Source organism: Sphingomonas aracearum (genome assembly GCF_003345355.1).
Lineage (GTDB): Bacteria > Pseudomonadota > Alphaproteobacteria > Sphingomonadales > Sphingomonadaceae > Sphingomonas > Sphingomonas aracearum.
Genome location: NZ_QQNB01000002.1, coordinates 537,192 through 553,910, shown reverse-complemented (window position 1 = coordinate 553,910; position 16,719 = coordinate 537,192). Strand labels below are relative to the sequence as shown.

At 65.5% G+C, this 16,719-nt stretch carries 26 protein-coding genes; all 26 read left to right on the top strand.

Annotated features, from left to right (window positions below):
• Nucleotides 1-113 precede the first annotated feature (113 nt).
• Entirely contained in the window at nucleotides 114-470 is a 357-nt protein-coding gene (locus DVW87_RS09910; protein ID WP_147276247.1) for a hypothetical protein, read from the top strand.
• Nucleotides 471-733: 263 nt separating this feature from the next.
• Nucleotides 734-2,269: an aminoacyl--tRNA ligase-related protein gene (locus tag DVW87_RS09905; protein WP_114687614.1), complete on the top strand. Its 1,536-nt coding sequence runs from the start codon at nucleotides 734-736 to the stop codon at nucleotides 2,267-2,269.
• A 213-nt stretch (nucleotides 2,270-2,482) separates the two neighbouring features.
• Nucleotides 2,483-2,854 (top strand): 30S ribosomal protein S12, encoded by a 372-nt coding sequence (rpsL, locus tag DVW87_RS09900; RefSeq protein WP_010545715.1) that lies wholly within the window; start codon nucleotides 2,483-2,485, stop codon nucleotides 2,852-2,854.
• Between the two features lie 59 nt (nucleotides 2,855-2,913).
• Nucleotides 2,914-3,384, top strand: a complete 471-nt coding sequence (gene rpsG / locus DVW87_RS09895) for a 30S ribosomal protein S7 (protein WP_114687613.1) — start codon at nucleotides 2,914-2,916, stop codon at nucleotides 3,382-3,384.
• A gap of 63 nt (nucleotides 3,385-3,447) precedes the next feature.
• Nucleotides 3,448-3,663, top strand: coding sequence for a hypothetical protein (locus DVW87_RS09890; protein WP_114687612.1), 216 nt, complete (start codon nucleotides 3,448-3,450; stop codon nucleotides 3,661-3,663).
• A gap of 56 nt (nucleotides 3,664-3,719) precedes the next feature.
• On the top strand, nucleotides 3,720-5,816 hold the full coding sequence (gene fusA / locus DVW87_RS09885) for an elongation factor G (protein WP_114687611.1): 2,097 nt from the start codon (nucleotides 3,720-3,722) through the stop codon (nucleotides 5,814-5,816).
• Between the two features lie 208 nt (nucleotides 5,817-6,024).
• Complete coding sequence (gene tuf, locus DVW87_RS09880) at nucleotides 6,025-7,218, top strand: elongation factor Tu (RefSeq protein ID WP_114687610.1); 1,194 nt, start codon at nucleotides 6,025-6,027, stop codon at nucleotides 7,216-7,218.
• 266 nt (nucleotides 7,219-7,484) lie between these two features.
• Complete coding sequence (gene rpsJ, locus DVW87_RS09875) at nucleotides 7,485-7,793, top strand: 30S ribosomal protein S10 (RefSeq protein WP_114687609.1); 309 nt, start codon at nucleotides 7,485-7,487, stop codon at nucleotides 7,791-7,793.
• Between the two features lie 299 nt (nucleotides 7,794-8,092).
• Entirely contained in the window at nucleotides 8,093-8,827 is a 735-nt protein-coding gene (gene rplC, locus DVW87_RS09870; protein ID WP_114687608.1) for a 50S ribosomal protein L3, read from the top strand.
• Between the two features lie 4 nt (nucleotides 8,828-8,831).
• Complete coding sequence (gene rplD, locus DVW87_RS09865; RefSeq protein ID WP_239017847.1) at nucleotides 8,832-9,458, top strand: 50S ribosomal protein L4; 627 nt, start codon at nucleotides 8,832-8,834, stop codon at nucleotides 9,456-9,458.
• Nucleotides 9,451-9,768: a 50S ribosomal protein L23 gene (locus tag DVW87_RS09860; RefSeq protein ID WP_114687606.1), complete on the top strand. Its 318-nt coding sequence runs from the start codon at nucleotides 9,451-9,453 to the stop codon at nucleotides 9,766-9,768. Before rplD ends, DVW87_RS09860 begins: the two co-directional genes overlap by 8 nt.
• Nucleotide 9,769: 1 nt before the next feature.
• Complete coding sequence (gene rplB / locus DVW87_RS09855) at nucleotides 9,770-10,621, top strand: 50S ribosomal protein L2 (protein WP_114687605.1); 852 nt, start codon at nucleotides 9,770-9,772, stop codon at nucleotides 10,619-10,621.
• Between the two features lie 3 nt (nucleotides 10,622-10,624).
• On the top strand, nucleotides 10,625-10,900 hold the full coding sequence (gene rpsS / locus DVW87_RS09850; protein ID WP_114687604.1) for a 30S ribosomal protein S19: 276 nt from the start codon (nucleotides 10,625-10,627) through the stop codon (nucleotides 10,898-10,900).
• Nucleotide 10,901: 1 nt separating this feature from the next.
• Nucleotides 10,902-11,279: a 50S ribosomal protein L22 gene (gene rplV / locus DVW87_RS09845; protein WP_114687603.1), complete on the top strand. Its 378-nt coding sequence runs from the start codon at nucleotides 10,902-10,904 to the stop codon at nucleotides 11,277-11,279.
• On the top strand, nucleotides 11,279-11,986 hold the full coding sequence (gene rpsC, locus DVW87_RS09840; protein WP_114687602.1) for a 30S ribosomal protein S3: 708 nt from the start codon (nucleotides 11,279-11,281) through the stop codon (nucleotides 11,984-11,986). The genes rplV and rpsC overlap by 1 nt, the downstream gene beginning before the upstream one ends.
• 12 nt (nucleotides 11,987-11,998) lie before the next feature.
• Nucleotides 11,999-12,433, top strand: coding sequence for a 50S ribosomal protein L16 (gene rplP / locus DVW87_RS09835; protein WP_114687601.1), 435 nt, complete (start codon nucleotides 11,999-12,001; stop codon nucleotides 12,431-12,433).
• 1 nt (nucleotide 12,434) lies between these two features.
• Nucleotides 12,435-12,641 carry a 50S ribosomal protein L29 gene (gene rpmC / locus DVW87_RS09830; RefSeq protein ID WP_114687600.1) on the top strand — a complete coding sequence of 69 codons (207 nt, stop codon included), beginning with the start codon at nucleotides 12,435-12,437 and terminating at the stop codon, nucleotides 12,639-12,641.
• Between the two features lie 11 nt (nucleotides 12,642-12,652).
• The gene (rpsQ, locus tag DVW87_RS09825) at nucleotides 12,653-12,925 is read left to right on the top strand and encodes a 30S ribosomal protein S17 (protein WP_114687599.1); all 273 of its coding nucleotides are present in this window, start codon (nucleotides 12,653-12,655) and stop codon (nucleotides 12,923-12,925) included.
• 165 nt (nucleotides 12,926-13,090) lie between these two features.
• Entirely contained in the window at nucleotides 13,091-13,459 is a 369-nt protein-coding gene (rplN, locus tag DVW87_RS09820) for a 50S ribosomal protein L14 (protein ID WP_114687598.1), read from the top strand.
• Nucleotides 13,459-13,776 carry a 50S ribosomal protein L24 gene (rplX, locus tag DVW87_RS09815; RefSeq protein ID WP_114687597.1) on the top strand — a complete coding sequence of 106 codons (318 nt, stop codon included), beginning with the start codon at nucleotides 13,459-13,461 and terminating at the stop codon, nucleotides 13,774-13,776. The genes rplN and rplX overlap by 1 nt, the downstream gene beginning before the upstream one ends.
• A complete protein-coding gene (rplE, locus tag DVW87_RS09810) occupies nucleotides 13,769-14,350 on the top strand; it encodes a 50S ribosomal protein L5 (protein ID WP_114687596.1) in 582 nt (193 codons plus the stop codon). Before rplX ends, rplE begins: the two co-directional genes overlap by 8 nt.
• An 18-nt stretch (nucleotides 14,351-14,368) precedes the next feature.
• Entirely contained in the window at nucleotides 14,369-14,674 is a 306-nt protein-coding gene (gene rpsN / locus DVW87_RS09805; protein WP_114687595.1) for a 30S ribosomal protein S14, read from the top strand.
• Between the two features lie 10 nt (nucleotides 14,675-14,684).
• Nucleotides 14,685-15,080, top strand: coding sequence for a 30S ribosomal protein S8 (rpsH, locus tag DVW87_RS09800; protein WP_114687594.1), 396 nt, complete (start codon nucleotides 14,685-14,687; stop codon nucleotides 15,078-15,080).
• Nucleotides 15,080-15,613 carry a 50S ribosomal protein L6 gene (rplF, locus tag DVW87_RS09795; RefSeq protein ID WP_114687593.1) on the top strand — a complete coding sequence of 178 codons (534 nt, stop codon included), beginning with the start codon at nucleotides 15,080-15,082 and terminating at the stop codon, nucleotides 15,611-15,613. Before rpsH ends, rplF begins: the two co-directional genes overlap by 1 nt.
• Complete coding sequence (rplR, locus tag DVW87_RS09790; protein ID WP_114687592.1) at nucleotides 15,613-15,969, top strand: 50S ribosomal protein L18; 357 nt, start codon at nucleotides 15,613-15,615, stop codon at nucleotides 15,967-15,969. Before rplF ends, rplR begins: the two co-directional genes overlap by 1 nt.
• A 2-nt stretch (nucleotides 15,970-15,971) precedes the next feature.
• Entirely contained in the window at nucleotides 15,972-16,715 is a 744-nt protein-coding gene (rpsE, locus tag DVW87_RS09785) for a 30S ribosomal protein S5 (RefSeq protein WP_114687591.1), read from the top strand.
• Nucleotides 16,716-16,719: the final 4 nt, after the last annotated feature.

The window sequence follows — 16,719 nt, the reverse complement described above, 5'->3', positions numbered from 1 at the left end:
GGAACGGGGCAAGGGGGCAAGGTGGGAGGGCGATGGAAGTTGCTAGCGCCGGAAACCGGACCTTCCGCTTTCGCCCACTTGCAGACATTCGCTTATGCCGCGATTGTGGAAGCGTGGTCGATAAGCCTCCTATGTCACTCGGCTCCAAGCTGGCGTTTGCGGCCCTTGGACTGTGCGTGTTTGGAGCGGCTACCTTCGCGAGAGACTCGGATTTTGGAGCGGCAACTGCGTTCTCTGTCGGTGCCGTGACGGTGGCCGTGCACGCGTGCTGGCATTTGCATAAGCGGCTTTATTTCTGGCCTATCATCGCCCTCGTCAGTCTCGCTCACGGGGCCATCCTCCTTCGGTGGAGCATGCACCTGCCGAAACCAACGATCGTCGTTGCGCCCGTGGTTTATGCCGACTTCGTAGCCATCGTGGCGCTTCTGTTCGGCATTGATCGATTGCTCCACGGGCCGGCGAGCGATTGACCGTCCAATGTCCGCTTTCCCCCCAATTTCCGTCATGCCCGCGGGAGCCGGTACCCATGGAGGCGGTATCGCTTGGGAAGATGATCCCGGCCTTTGCGGGAATGGGCTGGCGCTGTTGGGACATGGGAGTCCCAGCGCGTACCCCTCGCGGTCGCCCGCGCGGCGGGGTGGACCCCGGAACAGGTCCGGGGTGACGATGCGGGGGCGGCGATACCCGCCGCGCCCTCTAGCCTCCTGCGCTCGCGGCGGTTATCGCCGCCCCCATGATCAAGCACGCTCTCCCCGTCACCCGTGAGGCGGACTTCGCCGCCTGGTACCAGGCTGTTATCGCCGAAGCCGACATGGCCGAGGATTCGGGCGTGCGCGGGTGCATGGTGATGCGGCCATGGGGCTATGGCATCTGGGAGCGGATCCAGCGGCTGCTGGACGATCGCATCCGCGCCAACGGCTATGACAACACCTACTTCCCACTGTTCATCCCGCTTTCGTATTTCGAGAAGGAAGCGGAGCATGTGGAGGGCTTCGCCAAGGAGATGGCGGTGGTCACGCACCATCGGCTGATCCCGGACGGGAAGGGCGGGCTCATGCCCGACCCTGCCGCCAAGCTGGAGGAGCCGCTGATCGTGCGGCCGACGTCGGAGACGGTGATCGGCGCCGCGTTCAGCCGTTGGGTGCAGTCGTGGCGCGACCTGCCGGTGCAGATCAACCAATGGGCAAACGTCGTCCGCTGGGAAATGCGCACGCGCATGTTCCTGCGGACGGCCGAGTTCCTGTGGCAGGAAGGCCATGCCGCTTACGCCTCGGCGGAGCAGGCCAAGGCCGAGACGATGAAGGGGCTGGAGCTGTACCGCGACTTCGCCGAAACCTGCTGCGCCATGCCGGTGGTGGCGGGCGAGAAGCCGGAGAACGAGCGCTTCCCGGGCGCGGAGGAAACCTGGTCGATCGAGGCGATGATGCAGGACGGCAAGGCGCTGCAGGCCGGCACCAGTCACTTCCTCGGCACGCATTTCGCCGAGGCGCAGAACATCCGCTTCCAGAACAAGGAAGGCGTGTTCGAGCCGGCCAACACGATCAGCTGGGGCATGTCGACGCGGATGATCGGCGGGATCATCATGACGCACGGCGACGATGACGGGCTGCGCGTGCCGCCGCGGATCGCGCCGTGGCAGGTGGTGATCGTGCCGATGTTGCGCGACGCGCCGGAGGACGAGCCGCTGATCGATTACTGCCGCGAGCTGCAGGGGCAGCTGTCGGCACTGACCGCGTTCGGCGAGCCGCTGCGCGTGCAGCTGGACCTCAAGCCGGCCAAGGCGGCCGCCAAGCGCTGGAGCTGGGTGAAGAAGGGCGCGCCGATCGTCGTGGAGGTCGGCGGACGCGACATGGCGGGCGCGAACGTCTCGGTGATCCGGCGCGACCGGCTGTACCGGGAGGACGGCAAGCTCGACTCGGCGGTGCTGTCGCGCAGCGCTTTCGTGGACGAGGCCGGCGGCATGCTGGAAAGCATCCAGACGGCGCTCCATGCCGAGGCGAAGGCGCGGCTGGATGCCAACATCCACCGCGATGTGGCGGACTTCGCCGCCCTGGAGACATTCTTCGCCGAAAGCGCGAAGTTTCCGGGATGGGTGGAAGTGCAATGGTCCAAGCCGACCGGGCCTGCGCTGGAGCAGGTGGAGGCGCGGCTCAAGGCGTTGAAGCTGACGCTGCGCAATACGCCGCAGGATGCGGCGCCGGCGGATGGCGCCTGCTTCTTCACCGGTGCGCCGGCGGTGGAGCGGGTGCTGATCGCGCGCGCCTATTGATGCGGCCCGCCATTGACCCGGCGCCCGCCCTGCGGTAAGGGCGGCGGGTTCGTGGCGGCTCGTTCGTCGCGGACATGCTTGAACATTGCTGGATGCAATCGTGGGGCCTCGGGGCGGCGTTGATGCTGCCCAGCGGTCCTTTTTGTATTCCGAGTTCATGACTCCAGCAAAGTAACCGCCGGTTTCATCCGGTAACAAAAGGTGAAGGGCTTCATGCCGACGATCAACCAGCTGGTCCGCAAGGGCCGCGAACCGCAGAAGGCCAAGTCGAAGGTTCCTGCGATGGAGCAGAACCCGCAGAAGCGCGGCGTCTGCACCCGCGTCTACACGACGACGCCGAAGAAGCCGAACTCGGCACTGCGCAAGGTGGCCAAGGTTCGCCTGACCAACAGCCGCGAAGTCATCAGCTACATTCCGGGCGAGGGCCACAACCTCCAGGAGCACTCGGTGGTGCTGATCCGCGGCGGCCGTGTGCGCGACCTTCCGGGCGTGCGCTACCATGTGCTGCGCGGCGTGCTCGACACGCAGGGCGTGAAGGACCGCAAGCAGAGCCGTTCGAAGTACGGCGCCAAGCGTCCCAAGTAAGCCAAAGTAAGCCCCGGACGGGTTCCGGAACCGGCTGAAGTTTTAGAAGGAAGTTCAAGATGGCTCGTCGTCGTCGTCCCGAGAAGCGGGAAATTCTGCCTGATCCCAAGTTCGGGGATGAGGTTCTGTCGAAGTTCATGAACAGCGTGATGCTGGACGGCAAGAAGTCCGTCGCGGAAGGCATCGTGTATTCCGCCATGGAAACGGTGGAGAACCGTGCCAAGAAGGATCCGCTGGGCGTGTTCCATGACGCGCTGAACAACATCAAGCCGGGCATCGAGGTCCGCAGCCGCCGCGTCGGCGGTGCAACCTACCAGGTTCCGGTGGAAGTCCGTCCGGAGCGCGCGCAGGCGCTGGCGATCCGCTGGCTCATCACCGCGGCGCGCAACCGTTCGGAAAACACCATGTCGGCGCGCCTGTCGGGCGAGCTGCTGGACGCTTCCAACAATCGCGGCAACGCGGTGAAGAAGCGCGAGGACACGCACCGCATGGCGGAAGCGAACCGCGCGTTCAGCCACTATCGTTGGTAACGACGGCGCTTATTGGCTATCGCTACCAAGGCACTATATAGCCGCTGAAAGGAGGCATGGATCGTGGCGACGCAACTGGACGATGGATCAATCGACCTGCGCGAACAGCTCGCTCGCATCGACAAGATCCATGCCGACATTCAGAAGACACTGGCCGAGAACGGCAAGCTTCTCGCCGAAACGAAGGTGGTGCCGTTCGCAGCCATCTTCCAGGGTCTGATCGCGATCGCCGGTCTCCTTGGAGCCGGCGCCGCCATCGGCAAATTGTTCTTCCCCTGAGCGGCGTCGTTTCGCACCGCTCTGCTCCGTACCGCTCAGTCTCAAGGACCTAGATCATGGCCCGCAGCCATCCGCTTGAACGCTATCGCAACATCGGCATCATGGCGCACATCGACGCCGGCAAGACGACGACGACCGAGCGTATCCTCTATTACACCGGCAAGTCCTACAAGATCGGCGAGGTCCATGAGGGCACCGCGACCATGGACTGGATGGAGCAGGAGCAGGAGCGCGGCATCACGATCACGTCCGCCGCGACGACGTGCTTCTGGCGCGCCGCCGAGGGCAAGGGCGAAGAGCACCGCATCAACATCATCGACACGCCGGGCCACGTGGACTTCACCATCGAGGTGGAGCGTTCGCTGCGCGTGCTCGACGGCGCGGTTGCGTGCTTCGATGGCGTGGCCGGCGTGGAGCCGCAGTCCGAGACCGTGTGGCGCCAGGCCGACAAGTACAGCGTGCCGCGCATGTGCTTCGTCAACAAGCTCGACCGCACCGGCGCCGACTTCTACTTCTGCGTGAATTCGATCATCGAGCGCCTCGCGGCGCGCCCGGCGGTGCTGTACCTGCCGATCGGCATCGAGAGCGACTTCAAGGGCCTGGTGGACCTGGTCGAGAACCGCGCGATCATCTGGCTCGAGGAGAGCCTCGGCGCGAAGTTCGAATATCAGGACATCCCGGCCGACATGGCCGAAAAGGCCGCCAAGTATCGCAGCGACCTGATCGAGATGGCCGTCGAGCAGGACGATGCGGCGATGGAAGCCTATCTCGAGGGCAACGAGCCGAGCGTCGAGGAGCTGAAGCGCCTGATCCGCAAGGGCACGCTGGAGATGGCGTTCGTGCCGATCATCTGCGGCTCGGCGTTCAAGAACAAGGGCGTGCAGCCGCTGCTGGACGCCGTGGTCGACTACATGCCGAGCCCGCTCGACGTGCCGGCGATCAAGGGCGTGAAGCTGGACGGCGAGACGCCGGACGAGCGTCCGTCGGACGACTCCGCGCCGTTCTCGGCGCTGGCGTTCAAGATCATGAACGACCCGTTCGTGGGTACGCTGACCTTTGCCCGCATCTATTCGGGCAAGCTCGACGCGGCCTCCACCGTGATGAACTCGGTGAAGGACAAGAAGGAGAAGGTCGGCCGCATGCTGCTGATGCATGCGAACAGCCGCGAGGACATCACCGAGGCCTATGCCGGCGACATCGTCGCTCTGGCGGGCCTCAAGGACACCACGACGGGCGACACTCTGTGCGCGCAAGGCGCGCCGATCATCCTGGAGCGCATGGAGTTCCCGGAGCCGGTGATCGAGCTGTCGGTGGAGCCGAAGACCAAGGCCGACCAGGAGAAGATGGGCGTTGCGCTCAATCGTCTCGCTCGCGAGGACCCGTCCTTCCGCGTGTCGTCGGATTCGGAGAGCGGCCAGACCATCATCAAGGGCATGGGCGAGCTCCATCTCGAAATCCTGGTCGATCGCATGAAGCGCGAGTTCAAGGTCGAGGCGAACGTGGGCGCGCCGCAGGTGGCGTATCGCGAATATCTCGCCAAGCCGGTGGAGCTCACCTACACGCACAAGAAGCAGTCGGGCGGCTCGGGCCAGTTCGGCGAGGTCAAGGTGCAGGTGAAGCCGGGTGAGCGCGGTTCGGGCTTCCAGTTCTTCGACGAGATCAAGGGCGGCAACATCCCGCGCGAGTACATCCCGTCGGTGGAAAAGGGCTTCCGCGAGACGGCCGAAACCGGTTCGCTGATCGGCTTCCCGATCATCGACTTCGAAGTGCACCTGATCGACGGCAAGTACCATGACGTCGACTCGTCGGCGTTGGCGTTCGAGATCTGTGCCCGCGGCGCGATGCGCGAAGCGGCGCAGAAGGCCGGCATCAAGCTGCTCGAGCCGGTCATGAAGGTCGAGGTCGTCACCCCGGAGGATTATCTGGGCGACGTGATCGGCGACATGAACAGCCGTCGCGGCCAGATCCAGGGCACCGACAGCCGCGGCAACGCGCAGACCGTCGAGGCGATGGTGCCGCTGGCCAACATGTTCGGCTACGTCAACGCGCTGCGTTCGTTCACGCAGGGCCGCGCGCAGTACAGCATGCAGTTCTCGCACTATGACGAAGTGCCGCAGAACGTTGCCGACGAGGTCAAGGCAAAGTTGGCCTAAGCCGCACGCGGGCAGGGTGACCTGCCCGCGAGACGGCGCCAGGCCGGCCGGGCTCGGGCCTGCCCGAGCTTCGACGACAGCGGATTCACTCCGCTGTCGGCCCCTCCGCCAACGAGGGGTTTGCGCAAGCGTACAACAGCCGCTATGGGGCCGCTTTCGCGGGGCTCCCCGAAGGCTCACGGAAACGAATCCAGAAGGTAGGAAGACAATGGCGAAGGCAAAATTCGATCGGAGCAAGCCGCACCTCAACATCGGCACCATCGGTCACGTTGACCATGGCAAGACGTCGCTGACGGCCGCGATCACCAAGATCCTGGCGGACGAGGGTCTGTCGGAGAAGGTGGACTTCGAGAACATCGACAAGGCTCCGGAAGAGCGCGAGCGCGGCATCACCATCTCGACCGCGCACGTCGAGTACGAGACGCAGAACCGCCACTATGCGCACGTCGACTGCCCGGGTCACGCCGACTATGTGAAGAACATGATCACCGGCGCGGCGCAGATGGACGGCGCGATCCTGGTGGTGGCCGCGACCGACGGTCCGATGCCGCAGACCAAGGAGCACATCCTGCTCGCCCGTCAGGTCGGCGTGCCGACCATGGTGGTGTTCCTCAACAAGGTCGACCTGGTCGACGACGAGGAAATCCTCGAGCTGGTCGAGATGGAAATCCGCGAGGAGCTGTCCAAGCGCGATTTCGACGGCGACAACATTCCGATCATCCGTGGCTCGGCGACCGCAGCCCTTTCGGGTTCGGACGCGAAGCTCGGCAAGGAAGCCGTTCTGGCGCTCATGGCCGCCGTTGACGAGTCGATCCCGCAGCCGGATCGTCCGCTCGACAAGCCGTTCATGATGCCGATCGAGGACGTGTTCTCGATCTCGGGCCGCGGCACGGTGGTGACCGGCCGCGTTGAGACCGGCGTGGTGAAGGTTGGCGAGGAAGTCGAGATCGTCGGCATCCAGGAAGCCGTCCGCAAGACCGTCGTGACCGGCGTGGAAATGTTCCGCAAGCTGCTCGACCAGGGCCAGGCCGGCGACAACATCGGTGCGCTGATCCGCGGCGTGGGCCGTGAAGAGGTGGAGCGTGGCCAGGTTCTGGCCAAGCCGGGCTCGATCAAGCCGCACACCGACTTCCAGTCGGAAGTGTACGTGCTGTCGAAGGACGAGGGTGGCCGTCACACGCCGTTCTTCGCCAACTACCGCCCGCAGTTCTACTTCCGCACCACGGACGTGACCGGCACCGTCGAGCTGCCCGAGGGCACCGAGATGGTCATGCCGGGCGACAACATCGCCCTGGGCGTGAAGCTGATCGCGCCGATCGCCATGGACGTTGGCCAGCGCTTCACCATCCGTGAGGGCGGCCGTACCGTCGGCGCCGGCGTGGTGAGCTCGATCACCAAGTAAGCCGCTTCTGATCCGCTCCTTCCGAGCGGTTCGTCGCAAAACAGCCGCCCGTCGCACAAATCGTGCGGCGGGCGGTTGCCTTTTAATGGGAGCACCGTTATGCGGCGCCCCTTCGAGATTTAGAGAACAACGCTCTTTCTCCGTCATCGCGGCTGGTTCGCCCAGTCGCGATCTCATCCCGCCGGCGTCTTTGCCTGCGGCACGAGCCCCCGGCGCTTCGCATCGGGGTGACGGCCGGAGGCGTTGCCAACGCATCGGTAGGGAACATGGACAGCAACATCCGCATCCGCCTCAAGGCGTTCGACCATCGCGTGCTCGACCAGGCTGCCGGCGACATCGCCGACACCGCCCGTCGTACCGGGGCGCTCATCCGCGGCCCGATCCCGCTGCCCACGCACATCGACAAGTTCACCGTGAACCGCGGCCCGCACATCGACAAGAAGTCGCGCGAGCAGTTCGAGACGCGCACCTACAAGCGCATGCTCGACATCGTGCAGCCGACCCCGCAGACGGTGGACGCGCTGATGAAGCTGGACCTCGCGGCCGGCGTTGACGTCGAGATCAAGTTGGCCTAATGCGCCGCATCCCGCGGTAGACTTTCGAGTCCCGCGGGTTTGCTCGTTCCGGTGGTAGCGGAACGATGATGGCTTCCGGTCCAGCCGGTGACCAACAGGCAAGAGATACCGCCGATGGTTCGATCCCCTGGGTTCGTGGCATCGGGACAGCGTCTCCCGTCACCGCCTCGTAAGAGGCAACCGGCCCGGGACGGGGGCACGCTTCGCATTTCCGGGCTGGACTGGTCGCCGCCTTCGGGGGGTGGCCGCAAGCACCTGTGGGATGGGCCTGCAGGTGCCTCTGTCAAAGGAGCAAGATCATGCGCACTGGCGTGATCGCGAAGAAGATGGGGATGACCCGCTTGTTCCAGGACGATGGACGGCACGTGCCGGTCACCGTTCTGCAGCTGGACGAGCTTCAGGTCGTTGCCCGCCGCGAAATGGACAGGGACGGCTACACCGCCGTCCAGCTTGGCGCAGGTAGCGCCAAGGCGAAGAACGTCGCCAAGCCGCAGCGCGGCCATTTCGGCAAGGCCGAGGTGGAGCCCAAGGCGATTGTTCACGAATTCCGCGTGACGGAGGACAACCTCCTCGACGTGGGCGCCACCATCTCCGCCGAGCATTTCGTTGCCGGCCAGCTGGTCGACATCCAGGGCCGCACGCAGGGCAAGGGCTTCGCCGGCGCCATGAAGCGCTGGAACTTCGGTGGTCTGCGCGCCACGCACGGCGTGTCCGTATCGCACCGCTCGCACGGCTCGACCGGTAACCGCCAGGATCCGGGCCGCGTCTTCAAGAACAAGAAGATGGCCGGCCACATGGGCGACAAGAACCGCACCCAGCAGAACCTGGAAGTGGTCGGCACCGACGCCGAGCGCGGCCTCATCTTCGTGAAGGGCTCGGTGCCCGGCTCGAAGGGCGGCTGGCTGTTCGTGAAGGACGCCGTGAAGGTCGACCGCCATGCGGACGCGCCGTTCCCCGCCGGTCTGAAGATCGCCAACAACAACAATGCTGACGTCGCTCCGGCGCCGGAAGCCACCGACGGCCAGGAGGGCTGAGAACGTGAAGGTCAAGGTTTCCTCCTTTGCCGGCACCGACGCTGCGGAAATCGAGCTCAACGACGAGGTCTTCGGCCTCGATCCGCGTGCCGACATCCTGCACCGCGTCGTGACCTGGCAGCTCGAGAAGCGTCGCGGCACCGCCCGCGGCACCCGCGAGCGTGCGGACGTCGCGCGTTCGGGCAAGAAGCTTGGTCGCCAGAAGGGCGGCGGTGTGGCTCGTCACGGCGATCGCCGCGCTCCCGTCTTCATCGGCGGCGGTAAGGCCCACGGTGCTCGCGTTCGCGACTTCAATCCGGGTCTCAACAAGAAGATCCGCGCGCTGGGCCTGAAGATGGCGCTGTCGAGCCACGCTGCGGCGGGCACGCTGGTGGTCATGGACAGCCTGGCTGTTGAGAACGCCAAGACCAAGACGCTGAAGGCGGACTGGGCGAAGCTGGGCTTCGGCAAGACGGCGCTGGTGATCGATGGCGACATGGTGGAGACGAGCTTCGCGCTCGCCGCCGGCAACCTGTCGCAGGTCAACGTGCTGCCCGCCGCCGGTGCCAACGTCTACGACATCCTGAAGCATGACACGCTGGTGCTCACCCGCGCCGCTGTCGAGAAGCTGGAGGCTCGCTTCAATGGCTAAGCAGCAGAAGGACGCGATCGACAATCGTCACTATGACGTGATCGTCGCGCCGCACATCACCGAGAAGGCGACCCTGGTCTCCGAGCAGAACGCGGTTGTGTTCAAGGTGGCCAAGGATGCCAGCAAGCCCGAGATCAAGGCGGCGGTGGAAGCGATCTTCGACGTCAACGTCGTGGGCGTGAACACGGTTGTCCAGAAGGGCAAGACGAAGCGCTGGAAGGGTGCGCCCTACCGCCGCTCGGATTTCAAGAAGGCGATCGTGACGCTCCGCGAGGGGCAGACGATCGACGTGACGGAGGGGGCCAACTAAGATGGCACTCAAGAACTACAACCCGACCAGCCCGGCGCGCCGCGGCCTGATCCTGGTGGACCGTTCCGGTCTGCACAAGGGCGGCCCCGTCAAGTCGCTGACCGAGGGCAAGCGCAAGACCGGTGGCCGCAACAACAAGGGCCATGTGACCAGCCGCGGCATCGCGGGCGGCCACAAGCAGCGCTATCGCATCATCGACTTCAAGCGCCGCAACTGGGGCGTGGACGGCGTGGTGGAGCGGATCGAATACGATCCCAACCGCACCGCGTTCATCGCACTGGTGAACTACGGCACGAAGGCGGATGGCAAGGACGACCTGGCCTACATCCTGGCGCCGCAGCGTCTGGCCGTCGGCGACCGCGTGATCGCCGATCGCAAGACCGACGTGAAGCCGGGCAATGCCATGGAGCTGGGCCAGATCCCGGTCGGCACCATCGTCCACAACGTGGAGATGAAGCCGGGCAAGGGCGGCCAGATCGCGCGTTCGGCGGGCACCTATGTGCAGGTCGTCGGCCGCGACAAGGGCATGGTGATCGTTCGCCTGAACTCGGGCGAGCAGCGCTACGTTCATGCGAACTGCATGGCCACGGTGGGTGCGGTGTCCAACCCGGACAACCAGAACCAGAACCTGGGCAAGGCCGGTCGCAACCGCTGGCTGGGCCATCGTCCGCTCACCCGCGGCGTTGCCAAGAACCCGGTCGACCACCCGCACGGCGGTGGTGAAGGCCGGACCTCGGGCGGCCGTCACCCGGTCACCCCGTGGGGCAAGCCGACGAAGGGCGCGCGCACTCGTCACAACAAGTCGACCGACAAGATGATCATCCGGTCGCGTCACGCGAAGAAGAAGGGCTGATAGATGGCTCGCTCCGTTTGGAAGGGTCCGTTCGTGGACCTTCACCTGCTGAAGAAGGCAGAAGTCGCGCAGGACGCGGGTGGCCGCGCGCCGATCAAGACCTGGTCGCGCCGCTCCACCATCCTGCCGCAGTTCGTTGGTCTGACGTTCAACGTCTACAACGGCCGCAAGTTCGTGCCGGTGAGCGTGAACGAGGAAATGGTCGGCATGAAGCTCGGCGAGTTCGCGCCCACGCGCTACTTCCCGGGCCACGCCGCGGACAAGAAGGGCAAGCGCTAAGATGAGCAAGCCTGCATCCCCCCGCAAGGTCGGCGAAAAGGAAGCGCTGTCCGTCGGCACGCAGATCCGCGGCTCGGCGCAGAAGCTGAACCTGGTCGCGGGCCTCATCCGTGGCCAGAAGGCCGGCGACGCGATGAACATTCTGTCCTTCAGCAAGAAGGCCATGGCCATTGACGCGCGCAAGGTGCTCGCCTCGGCGATCGCCAATGCCGAGAACAACCACAACCTCGACGTCGACGCGCTCGTCGTCGCCGAGGCGTCGGTCGGCAAGTCGATCGTGATGAAGCGCTTCGCGACCCGCGGCCGTGGCAAGTCCACCCGCATCCTGAAGCCGTTCAGCCGTCTGCGCATCGTCGTGCGCGAGCAGGAAGAAGCATAATGGGTCACAAGAGCAACCCCATTGGTCTGCGCCTGCAGATCAACCGCACCTGGGACAGCCGCTGGTTCGCCGAGGGCGCCGATTACGGCAAGCTGCTGATCGAGGATCTCAGGATCCGTCAGTACATCCTGAAGACGCTGCCGCAGGCGGCGATCTCCAAGGTGGTGATCGAGCGTCCGGCCAAGCTGTGCCGCATCTCGATCTATGCCGCGCGCCCCGGTGTGATCATCGGCAAGAAGGGCTCGGACATCGAGAAGCTGCGCAAGACGCTGGGCAGCATGACCTCGTCGGAGGTTTCGCTGAACATCGTCGAGATCCGCAAGCCGGAAGTCGACGCCAAGCTGGTCGCGCAGGGCATCGCGGATCAGCTGGAGCGCCGCATCGCGTTCCGTCGCGCGATGAAGCGTGCGGTGCAGTCGGCGATGCGTCTGGGTGCCGACGGCATCCGCGTGGCCTGCGGCGGCCGCCTCGGCGGCGCCGAGATCGCCCGCTCGGAAAGCTACCGCGAGGGCCGGGTGCCGCTGCACACGCTGCGCGCCAACCTCGATTATGCCGAAGCCGAAGCCCACACCGCGTACGGCGTGTGCGGCGTGAAGGTGTGGATCTTCAAGGGCGAGATCCTCGGCCATGACCCGATGGCGACCGACCGGCTGATGATGGAGGCTCAGACCTCCGGCGTCCGTCCGGCGCGCGATGATCGCCGCTAAGGAGTAGATGAAGTGCTGCAACCAAAGCGCACCAAGTTCCGCAAGGCGTTCAAGGGCCGGATTTCCGGCGACGCCAAGGGCGGCACCACGCTGAACTTCGGCGCCTACGGCCTCAAGGCCCTGGAGCCGGAGCGGCTTACCGCTCGCCAGATCGAGGCGGCTCGCCGCGCGATCACGCGCCACATCAAGCGCCAGGGGCGCTTGTGGATCCGCGTGTTCCCGGACGTTCCGGTTTCCTCCAAGCCGGCCGAAGTCCGCATGGGCTCGGGCAAGGGCTCGCCGGAGTTCTGGGCCGCCCGCGTCAAGCCGGGCCGCATCCTGTTCGAGCTGGACGGCGTTCCCGGCGACATCGCGGCCGTGGCGTTCAGCCGCGCGGCGATGAAGCTGCCGATCAAGACCAAGGTCGTGGCCCGCCTGGGCGACACCTCGCACCTGGGAGTCATGTAAGATGGCCCGGATCGACGACATGAAGACCAAGTCCGACGACCAGCTCAACGAGCAGCTCGGCCAGCTGAAGCGCGAGCAGTTCAACCTGCGCTTCCAGGCGGCCACCAACCAGCTGGAAAAGGCGAGCCGCGTCAAGGAAGTCCGCCGCGACATCGCGCGGATCAAGACCCTGCAGTCCGAGCGCGCGCGCTCGGCTGAAGCGAAGTAAGGAAGAGAGTCATGCCGAAGCGCGTGCTGACCGGGGTGATCGTCTCGGACAAGACCGACAAGACGGTGGTGGTGAACGTGGAGCGCAAGGTGAAGCACCCGCTCTACGGCAAGATCATCCGCCGTTCGAAGAAGTACCATGCCCATGACGAGGGCAACGAGTTCAAGCAGGGCGAGACCGTGCGGATCGAAGAAACCGCGCCGATCTCCAAGCTGAAGACCTGGAAGGTGATCGAGCGGGTGAACACCCATGCGACGCCGGAGCGCGTGGACGTCGACGCGTAACTCGTGCGGCCGGGTTCGCCCGGCCGGCGGGATGGGTTGGCTTGCCAATCCATGACGGAGCGGTTACAGGGCCGCTCCCCTCGGTTCGGGCTCGCGCTCGCGCCGGGGGTCGTTTTTTAAGGCGAGGTCGGGTCGGTATCCGCCTCAGGGAAAGGAATTGGATCCATGATCCAGATGCAGTCGAATCTCGACGTCGCTGACAACAGCGGCGCGAAGCGCGTGCAGTGCATCAAGGTGCTTGGCGGGTCCAAGCGTCGCACGGCAGGCGTGGGCGACATCATCGTCGTCTCCGTGAAGGAAGCGCAGCCGCGTGGCCGCGTGAAGAAGGGCGACGTTCACCGCGCGGTGATCGTGCGCACCGCCAAGGACATCCGCCGCGCCGATGGCTCGGTGATCCGCTTCGACGGCAACGCCGCCGTTCTGGTCAACAAGAACGAGGAGCCGATCGGCACCCGTATCTTCGGCCCGGTCGTGCGCGAGCTGCGTGGCAAGGGTCACATGAAGGTCATCTCGTTGGCTCCGGAGGTGCTGTAATGGCCGCTGCGAAGATCAAGAAGGGCGACCAGGTCATCGTTCTGTCCGGCAAGGACAAGGGCAAGACCGGCACCGTCACCCAGTCGATGCCCAAGGACGGCAAGGTCGTCGTTGCGGGCGTGAACGTGGCCGTGCGCCACACCAAGCCGAGCCAGGCGAACCCGCAGGGTGGCCTGGACCGTTTCGAGGCGCCGATGCACGTCTCCAAGGTCGCGCACGTGACCGCCGACGGCAAGCCCACCCGCGTCCGTTTCGAGACGCAGGACGGCAAGAAGGTCCGCGTGGCCGTGAAGACGGGGGACAAGATCGATGGCTGATTACAAGCCCCGCATGAAGGCGATCTATGACGATCGCATCATCCAGGCGATGACCGACAAGTTCGGCTACAAGAACGCGCTTGAGGTTCCGCGGATCGAGAAGATCGTGCTGAACATGGGCGTGGGCGAGGCCACGCAGGACAAGAAGAAGGTCGACCAGGCCGCGTCCGAGATGCAGCTGATCGCCGGCCAGAAGCCGGTCATCACCAAGGCCAAGAAGTCGATCGCGCAGTTCAAGCTGCGCGAGGGCATGCCGATTGGCTGCAAGGTGACGCTGCGCCGCGAGCGGATGTACGAGTTCCTCGACCGCTTCATCAACATCGCGCTGCCGCGCGTGCGTGACTTCCGCGGCCTGAACCCGAAGTCGTTCGACGGCCGCGGCAACTATGCCTGCGGCCTGAAGGAGCAGCTGATCTTCCCGGAAATCAGCTACGACAAGGTCGACAACATCCGCGGCATGGACGTGATCGTCACGACCAGCGCCAAGACCGACGAAGAAGCGCGCGAGCTGCTGCGCCTGTTCGGCTTCCCGTTCCCGCAGGAGCAGGAAACCGAGCAGAAGCAGGCCGCGTAAGGAAGAGAGCTTAAGTCCATGGCGAAACTGAGTTCCATCAACAAGAACGAGCGCCGCAAGCAGCTCGTGAAGAAGTATGCCGGCAAGTATGCCGCGCTCAAGGCGATCGCGAACGACGAGTCGCTCGACGATGGCGAGCGCATGATCGCCCGGCTGAAGATGGCGGAGATCCCGCGCAACGGGAACCCGACGCGCATCCGCAATCGCTGCGAGCTGACGGGTCGTCCCCGCGCTTACTACCGCAAGTTCCGTCTTGCCCGCGTCATGCTGCGCGATCTGGCCAACAAGGGCCTGATCCCGGGTGTCGTGAAGTCGAGCTGGTAAGGATCAGAAGATGGCTTTGACCGATCCCCTGGGTGACCTGCTCACCCGCATCCGCAACGGCCAGCGCGCGCGCAAGGATTCCGTCGTGTCGCCCTCGTCGAAGCTGCGCACGCGCGTGCTCGACGTGTTGCAGCGCGAAGGCTATATCCGTGGCTACAGCGAAGAAGACATGGGCCCCGCCAAGGGCGTCCGTATCGAGCTCAAGTATTTCGAGGGCCAGCCGGCGATCAAGCACGTCGCGCGCGTCTCGAAGCCGGGCCGCCGCATCTATTCGGGCAGCCAGGAGCTGCCGCGGGTGATGAACGGCCTGGGCATCACCATCGTGTCGACGCCGAAGGGCGTTCTGTCCGACGCCGAGGCGCGCGAGCAGAATGTCGGCGGCGAAGTGCTGGCGGAGGTGTTCTGATGAGCCGCATCGGCAAGAAGAGCGTGTCCATCCCGTCCGGCGTGACCGCGACGGTGAACGGCAACCAGTTGTCGGTGAAGGGGCCCAAGGGCACCCTGTCGCTGACCATGTCGGAGCTCATCAGCTACGACGTGCAGGCTGATTCGATCGGCGTGCAGCCGGCCAACGACAGCAAGCAGGCGCGGGCCTTCTGGGGCATGCAGCGCACGCTGGTGCAGAACCTGGTGACGGGCGTCACCGAGGGCTTCACCAAGAAGCTGTTGATCAACGGCGTGGGCTATCGCGCCGCCGCGCAGGGCCGCAAGCTGAACCTGAAGCTCGGCTACAGCCACGATGTCGACATCGACGTGCCGGAAGGCCTGGAGGTGAAGACGCCGGATAACACGACCGTGGAGATTTCCGGGTCGGACAAGCAGAAGGTCGGCCAGCTGGCCGCGGAGATCCGTCGCTGGCGCAAGCCCGAGCCGTACAAGGGCAAGGGCATCAAGTACGACGGCGAGTACATCTTCCGCAAGGAAGGGAAGAAGAAGTGATGACCAAGGGTCTCTCCCTTTTCGAAAAGCGGCGTCGCCGCAACCGCACCGCGCTGCGCGCGCGCTCGGGTGGTCGGCCGCGCCTGTCGGTGCACCGTTCGGGCAAGCACATTTATGCGCAGGTGATCGACGATGCGGCCGGCCGCACCGTGGCTTCCGCCTCGACGCTGGAGAAGGACGTGCGCGGCACGTCCGGCGCCAACGTCTCGGCGGCGTCCGAGGTCGGCAAGCGGGTCGCCGAGGCGGCCAAGGCTGCCGGCGTGACGCAGGTCGTGTTCGATCGCGGCGGCTTCCTGTTCCACGGCCGCGTCAAGGCGCTGGCTGATGCGGCTCGCGAAGCCGGTCTGGAGTTCTGAGAATGGCTGACACCAACGATATCCAGGCGCAGCAGGGCGCGCCGGCCGAGGTCGGCGGCGAAGCTCCGGCCACCAACGACGCTCCGCGCGGTCGTGGCGGCCGTGGCCGTGGCGGTCCGGGCGGCGGCGGTGGCGATCGCGGTCGTGGCGGCCGTGACGGCAACCGGGGTCGCCGTGACGATCGTCGCGGCAACACCGACGAGCAGGGCGAAGAGCTGATCGAGAAGCTCGTCCACATCAACCGCGTGTCCAAGACGGTGAAGGGCGGCAAGCGCTTCGGCTTCGCGGCGCTGGTCGTCGTGGGCGACGGCAAGGGCCGGGTCGGCTTCGGCCATGGCAAGGCGCGCGAAGTGCCGGAAGCCATCTCCAAGGCGACCGCTTCGGCGAAGAAGGCGATGGTCCGCGTTCCGCTGAAGGACGGCCGCACGCTGCATCATGACGGCAACGGTCACTTCGGTGCCGGCCGCGTGACGGTGCGCACCGCTCCGGCGGGCACCGGCATCATCGCGGGTGGCCCGATGCGCGCCATCTTCGAGAGCCTGGGCGTGGCCGATGTGGTGACCAAGTCGATCGGCACGTCGAACCCCTACAACATGATCCGCGCCACCTTCGAGGCGCTGACCACGCAGACTTCGCCGAAGTCGGTGGCACAGCGGCGCGGCAAGAAGATCGCCGACCTGCTCGGCCGCGGCGCGGGCGCTTCGGCGCAGACCGCCGAGGCCGAAGCCGCGGCGATCGTGGAGTAAGCTG

Bases quoted from the DNA above. Each gene is read 5' to 3' on its own strand.
- rpsH (WP_114687594.1), top strand. From the start codon at position 14,685: ATGGCTTTGACCGATCCCCTGGGTGACCTGCTCACCCGCATCCGCAAC.
- DVW87_RS09860 (WP_114687606.1), top strand. From the start codon at position 9,451: ATGGCTAAGCAGCAGAAGGACGCGATCGACAATCGTCACTATGACGTG.
- rplB (WP_114687605.1), top strand. From the start codon at position 9,770: ATGGCACTCAAGAACTACAACCCGACCAGCCCGGCGCGCCGCGGCCTG.
- rpsN (WP_114687595.1), top strand. From the start codon at position 14,369: ATGGCGAAACTGAGTTCCATCAACAAGAACGAGCGCCGCAAGCAGCTC.
- rpsL (WP_010545715.1), top strand. From the start codon at position 2,483: ATGCCGACGATCAACCAGCTGGTCCGCAAGGGCCGCGAACCGCAGAAG.
- rplN (WP_114687598.1), top strand. From the start codon at position 13,091: ATGATCCAGATGCAGTCGAATCTCGACGTCGCTGACAACAGCGGCGCG.
- rpsC (WP_114687602.1), top strand. From the start codon at position 11,279: ATGGGTCACAAGAGCAACCCCATTGGTCTGCGCCTGCAGATCAACCGC.
- rpsQ (WP_114687599.1), top strand. From the start codon at position 12,653: ATGCCGAAGCGCGTGCTGACCGGGGTGATCGTCTCGGACAAGACCGAC.
- rplC (WP_114687608.1), top strand. From the start codon at position 8,093: ATGCGCACTGGCGTGATCGCGAAGAAGATGGGGATGACCCGCTTGTTC.
- rpsJ (WP_114687609.1), top strand. From the start codon at position 7,485: ATGGACAGCAACATCCGCATCCGCCTCAAGGCGTTCGACCATCGCGTG.
- rpsE (WP_114687591.1), top strand. From the start codon at position 15,972: ATGGCTGACACCAACGATATCCAGGCGCAGCAGGGCGCGCCGGCCGAG.
- tuf (WP_114687610.1), top strand. From the start codon at position 6,025: ATGGCGAAGGCAAAATTCGATCGGAGCAAGCCGCACCTCAACATCGGC.
- rplE (WP_114687596.1), top strand. From the start codon at position 13,769: ATGGCTGATTACAAGCCCCGCATGAAGGCGATCTATGACGATCGCATC.
- rpsS (WP_114687604.1), top strand. From the start codon at position 10,625: ATGGCTCGCTCCGTTTGGAAGGGTCCGTTCGTGGACCTTCACCTGCTG.
- rplV (WP_114687603.1), top strand. From the start codon at position 10,902: ATGAGCAAGCCTGCATCCCCCCGCAAGGTCGGCGAAAAGGAAGCGCTG.
- DVW87_RS09905 (WP_114687614.1), top strand. From the start codon at position 734: ATGATCAAGCACGCTCTCCCCGTCACCCGTGAGGCGGACTTCGCCGCC.
- rpsG (WP_114687613.1), top strand. From the start codon at position 2,914: ATGGCTCGTCGTCGTCGTCCCGAGAAGCGGGAAATTCTGCCTGATCCC.
- rplR (WP_114687592.1), top strand. From the start codon at position 15,613: ATGACCAAGGGTCTCTCCCTTTTCGAAAAGCGGCGTCGCCGCAACCGC.
- rpmC (WP_114687600.1), top strand. From the start codon at position 12,435: ATGGCCCGGATCGACGACATGAAGACCAAGTCCGACGACCAGCTCAAC.
- rplX (WP_114687597.1), top strand. From the start codon at position 13,459: ATGGCCGCTGCGAAGATCAAGAAGGGCGACCAGGTCATCGTTCTGTCC.
- rplF (WP_114687593.1), top strand. From the start codon at position 15,080: ATGAGCCGCATCGGCAAGAAGAGCGTGTCCATCCCGTCCGGCGTGACC.
- fusA (WP_114687611.1), top strand. From the start codon at position 3,720: ATGGCCCGCAGCCATCCGCTTGAACGCTATCGCAACATCGGCATCATG.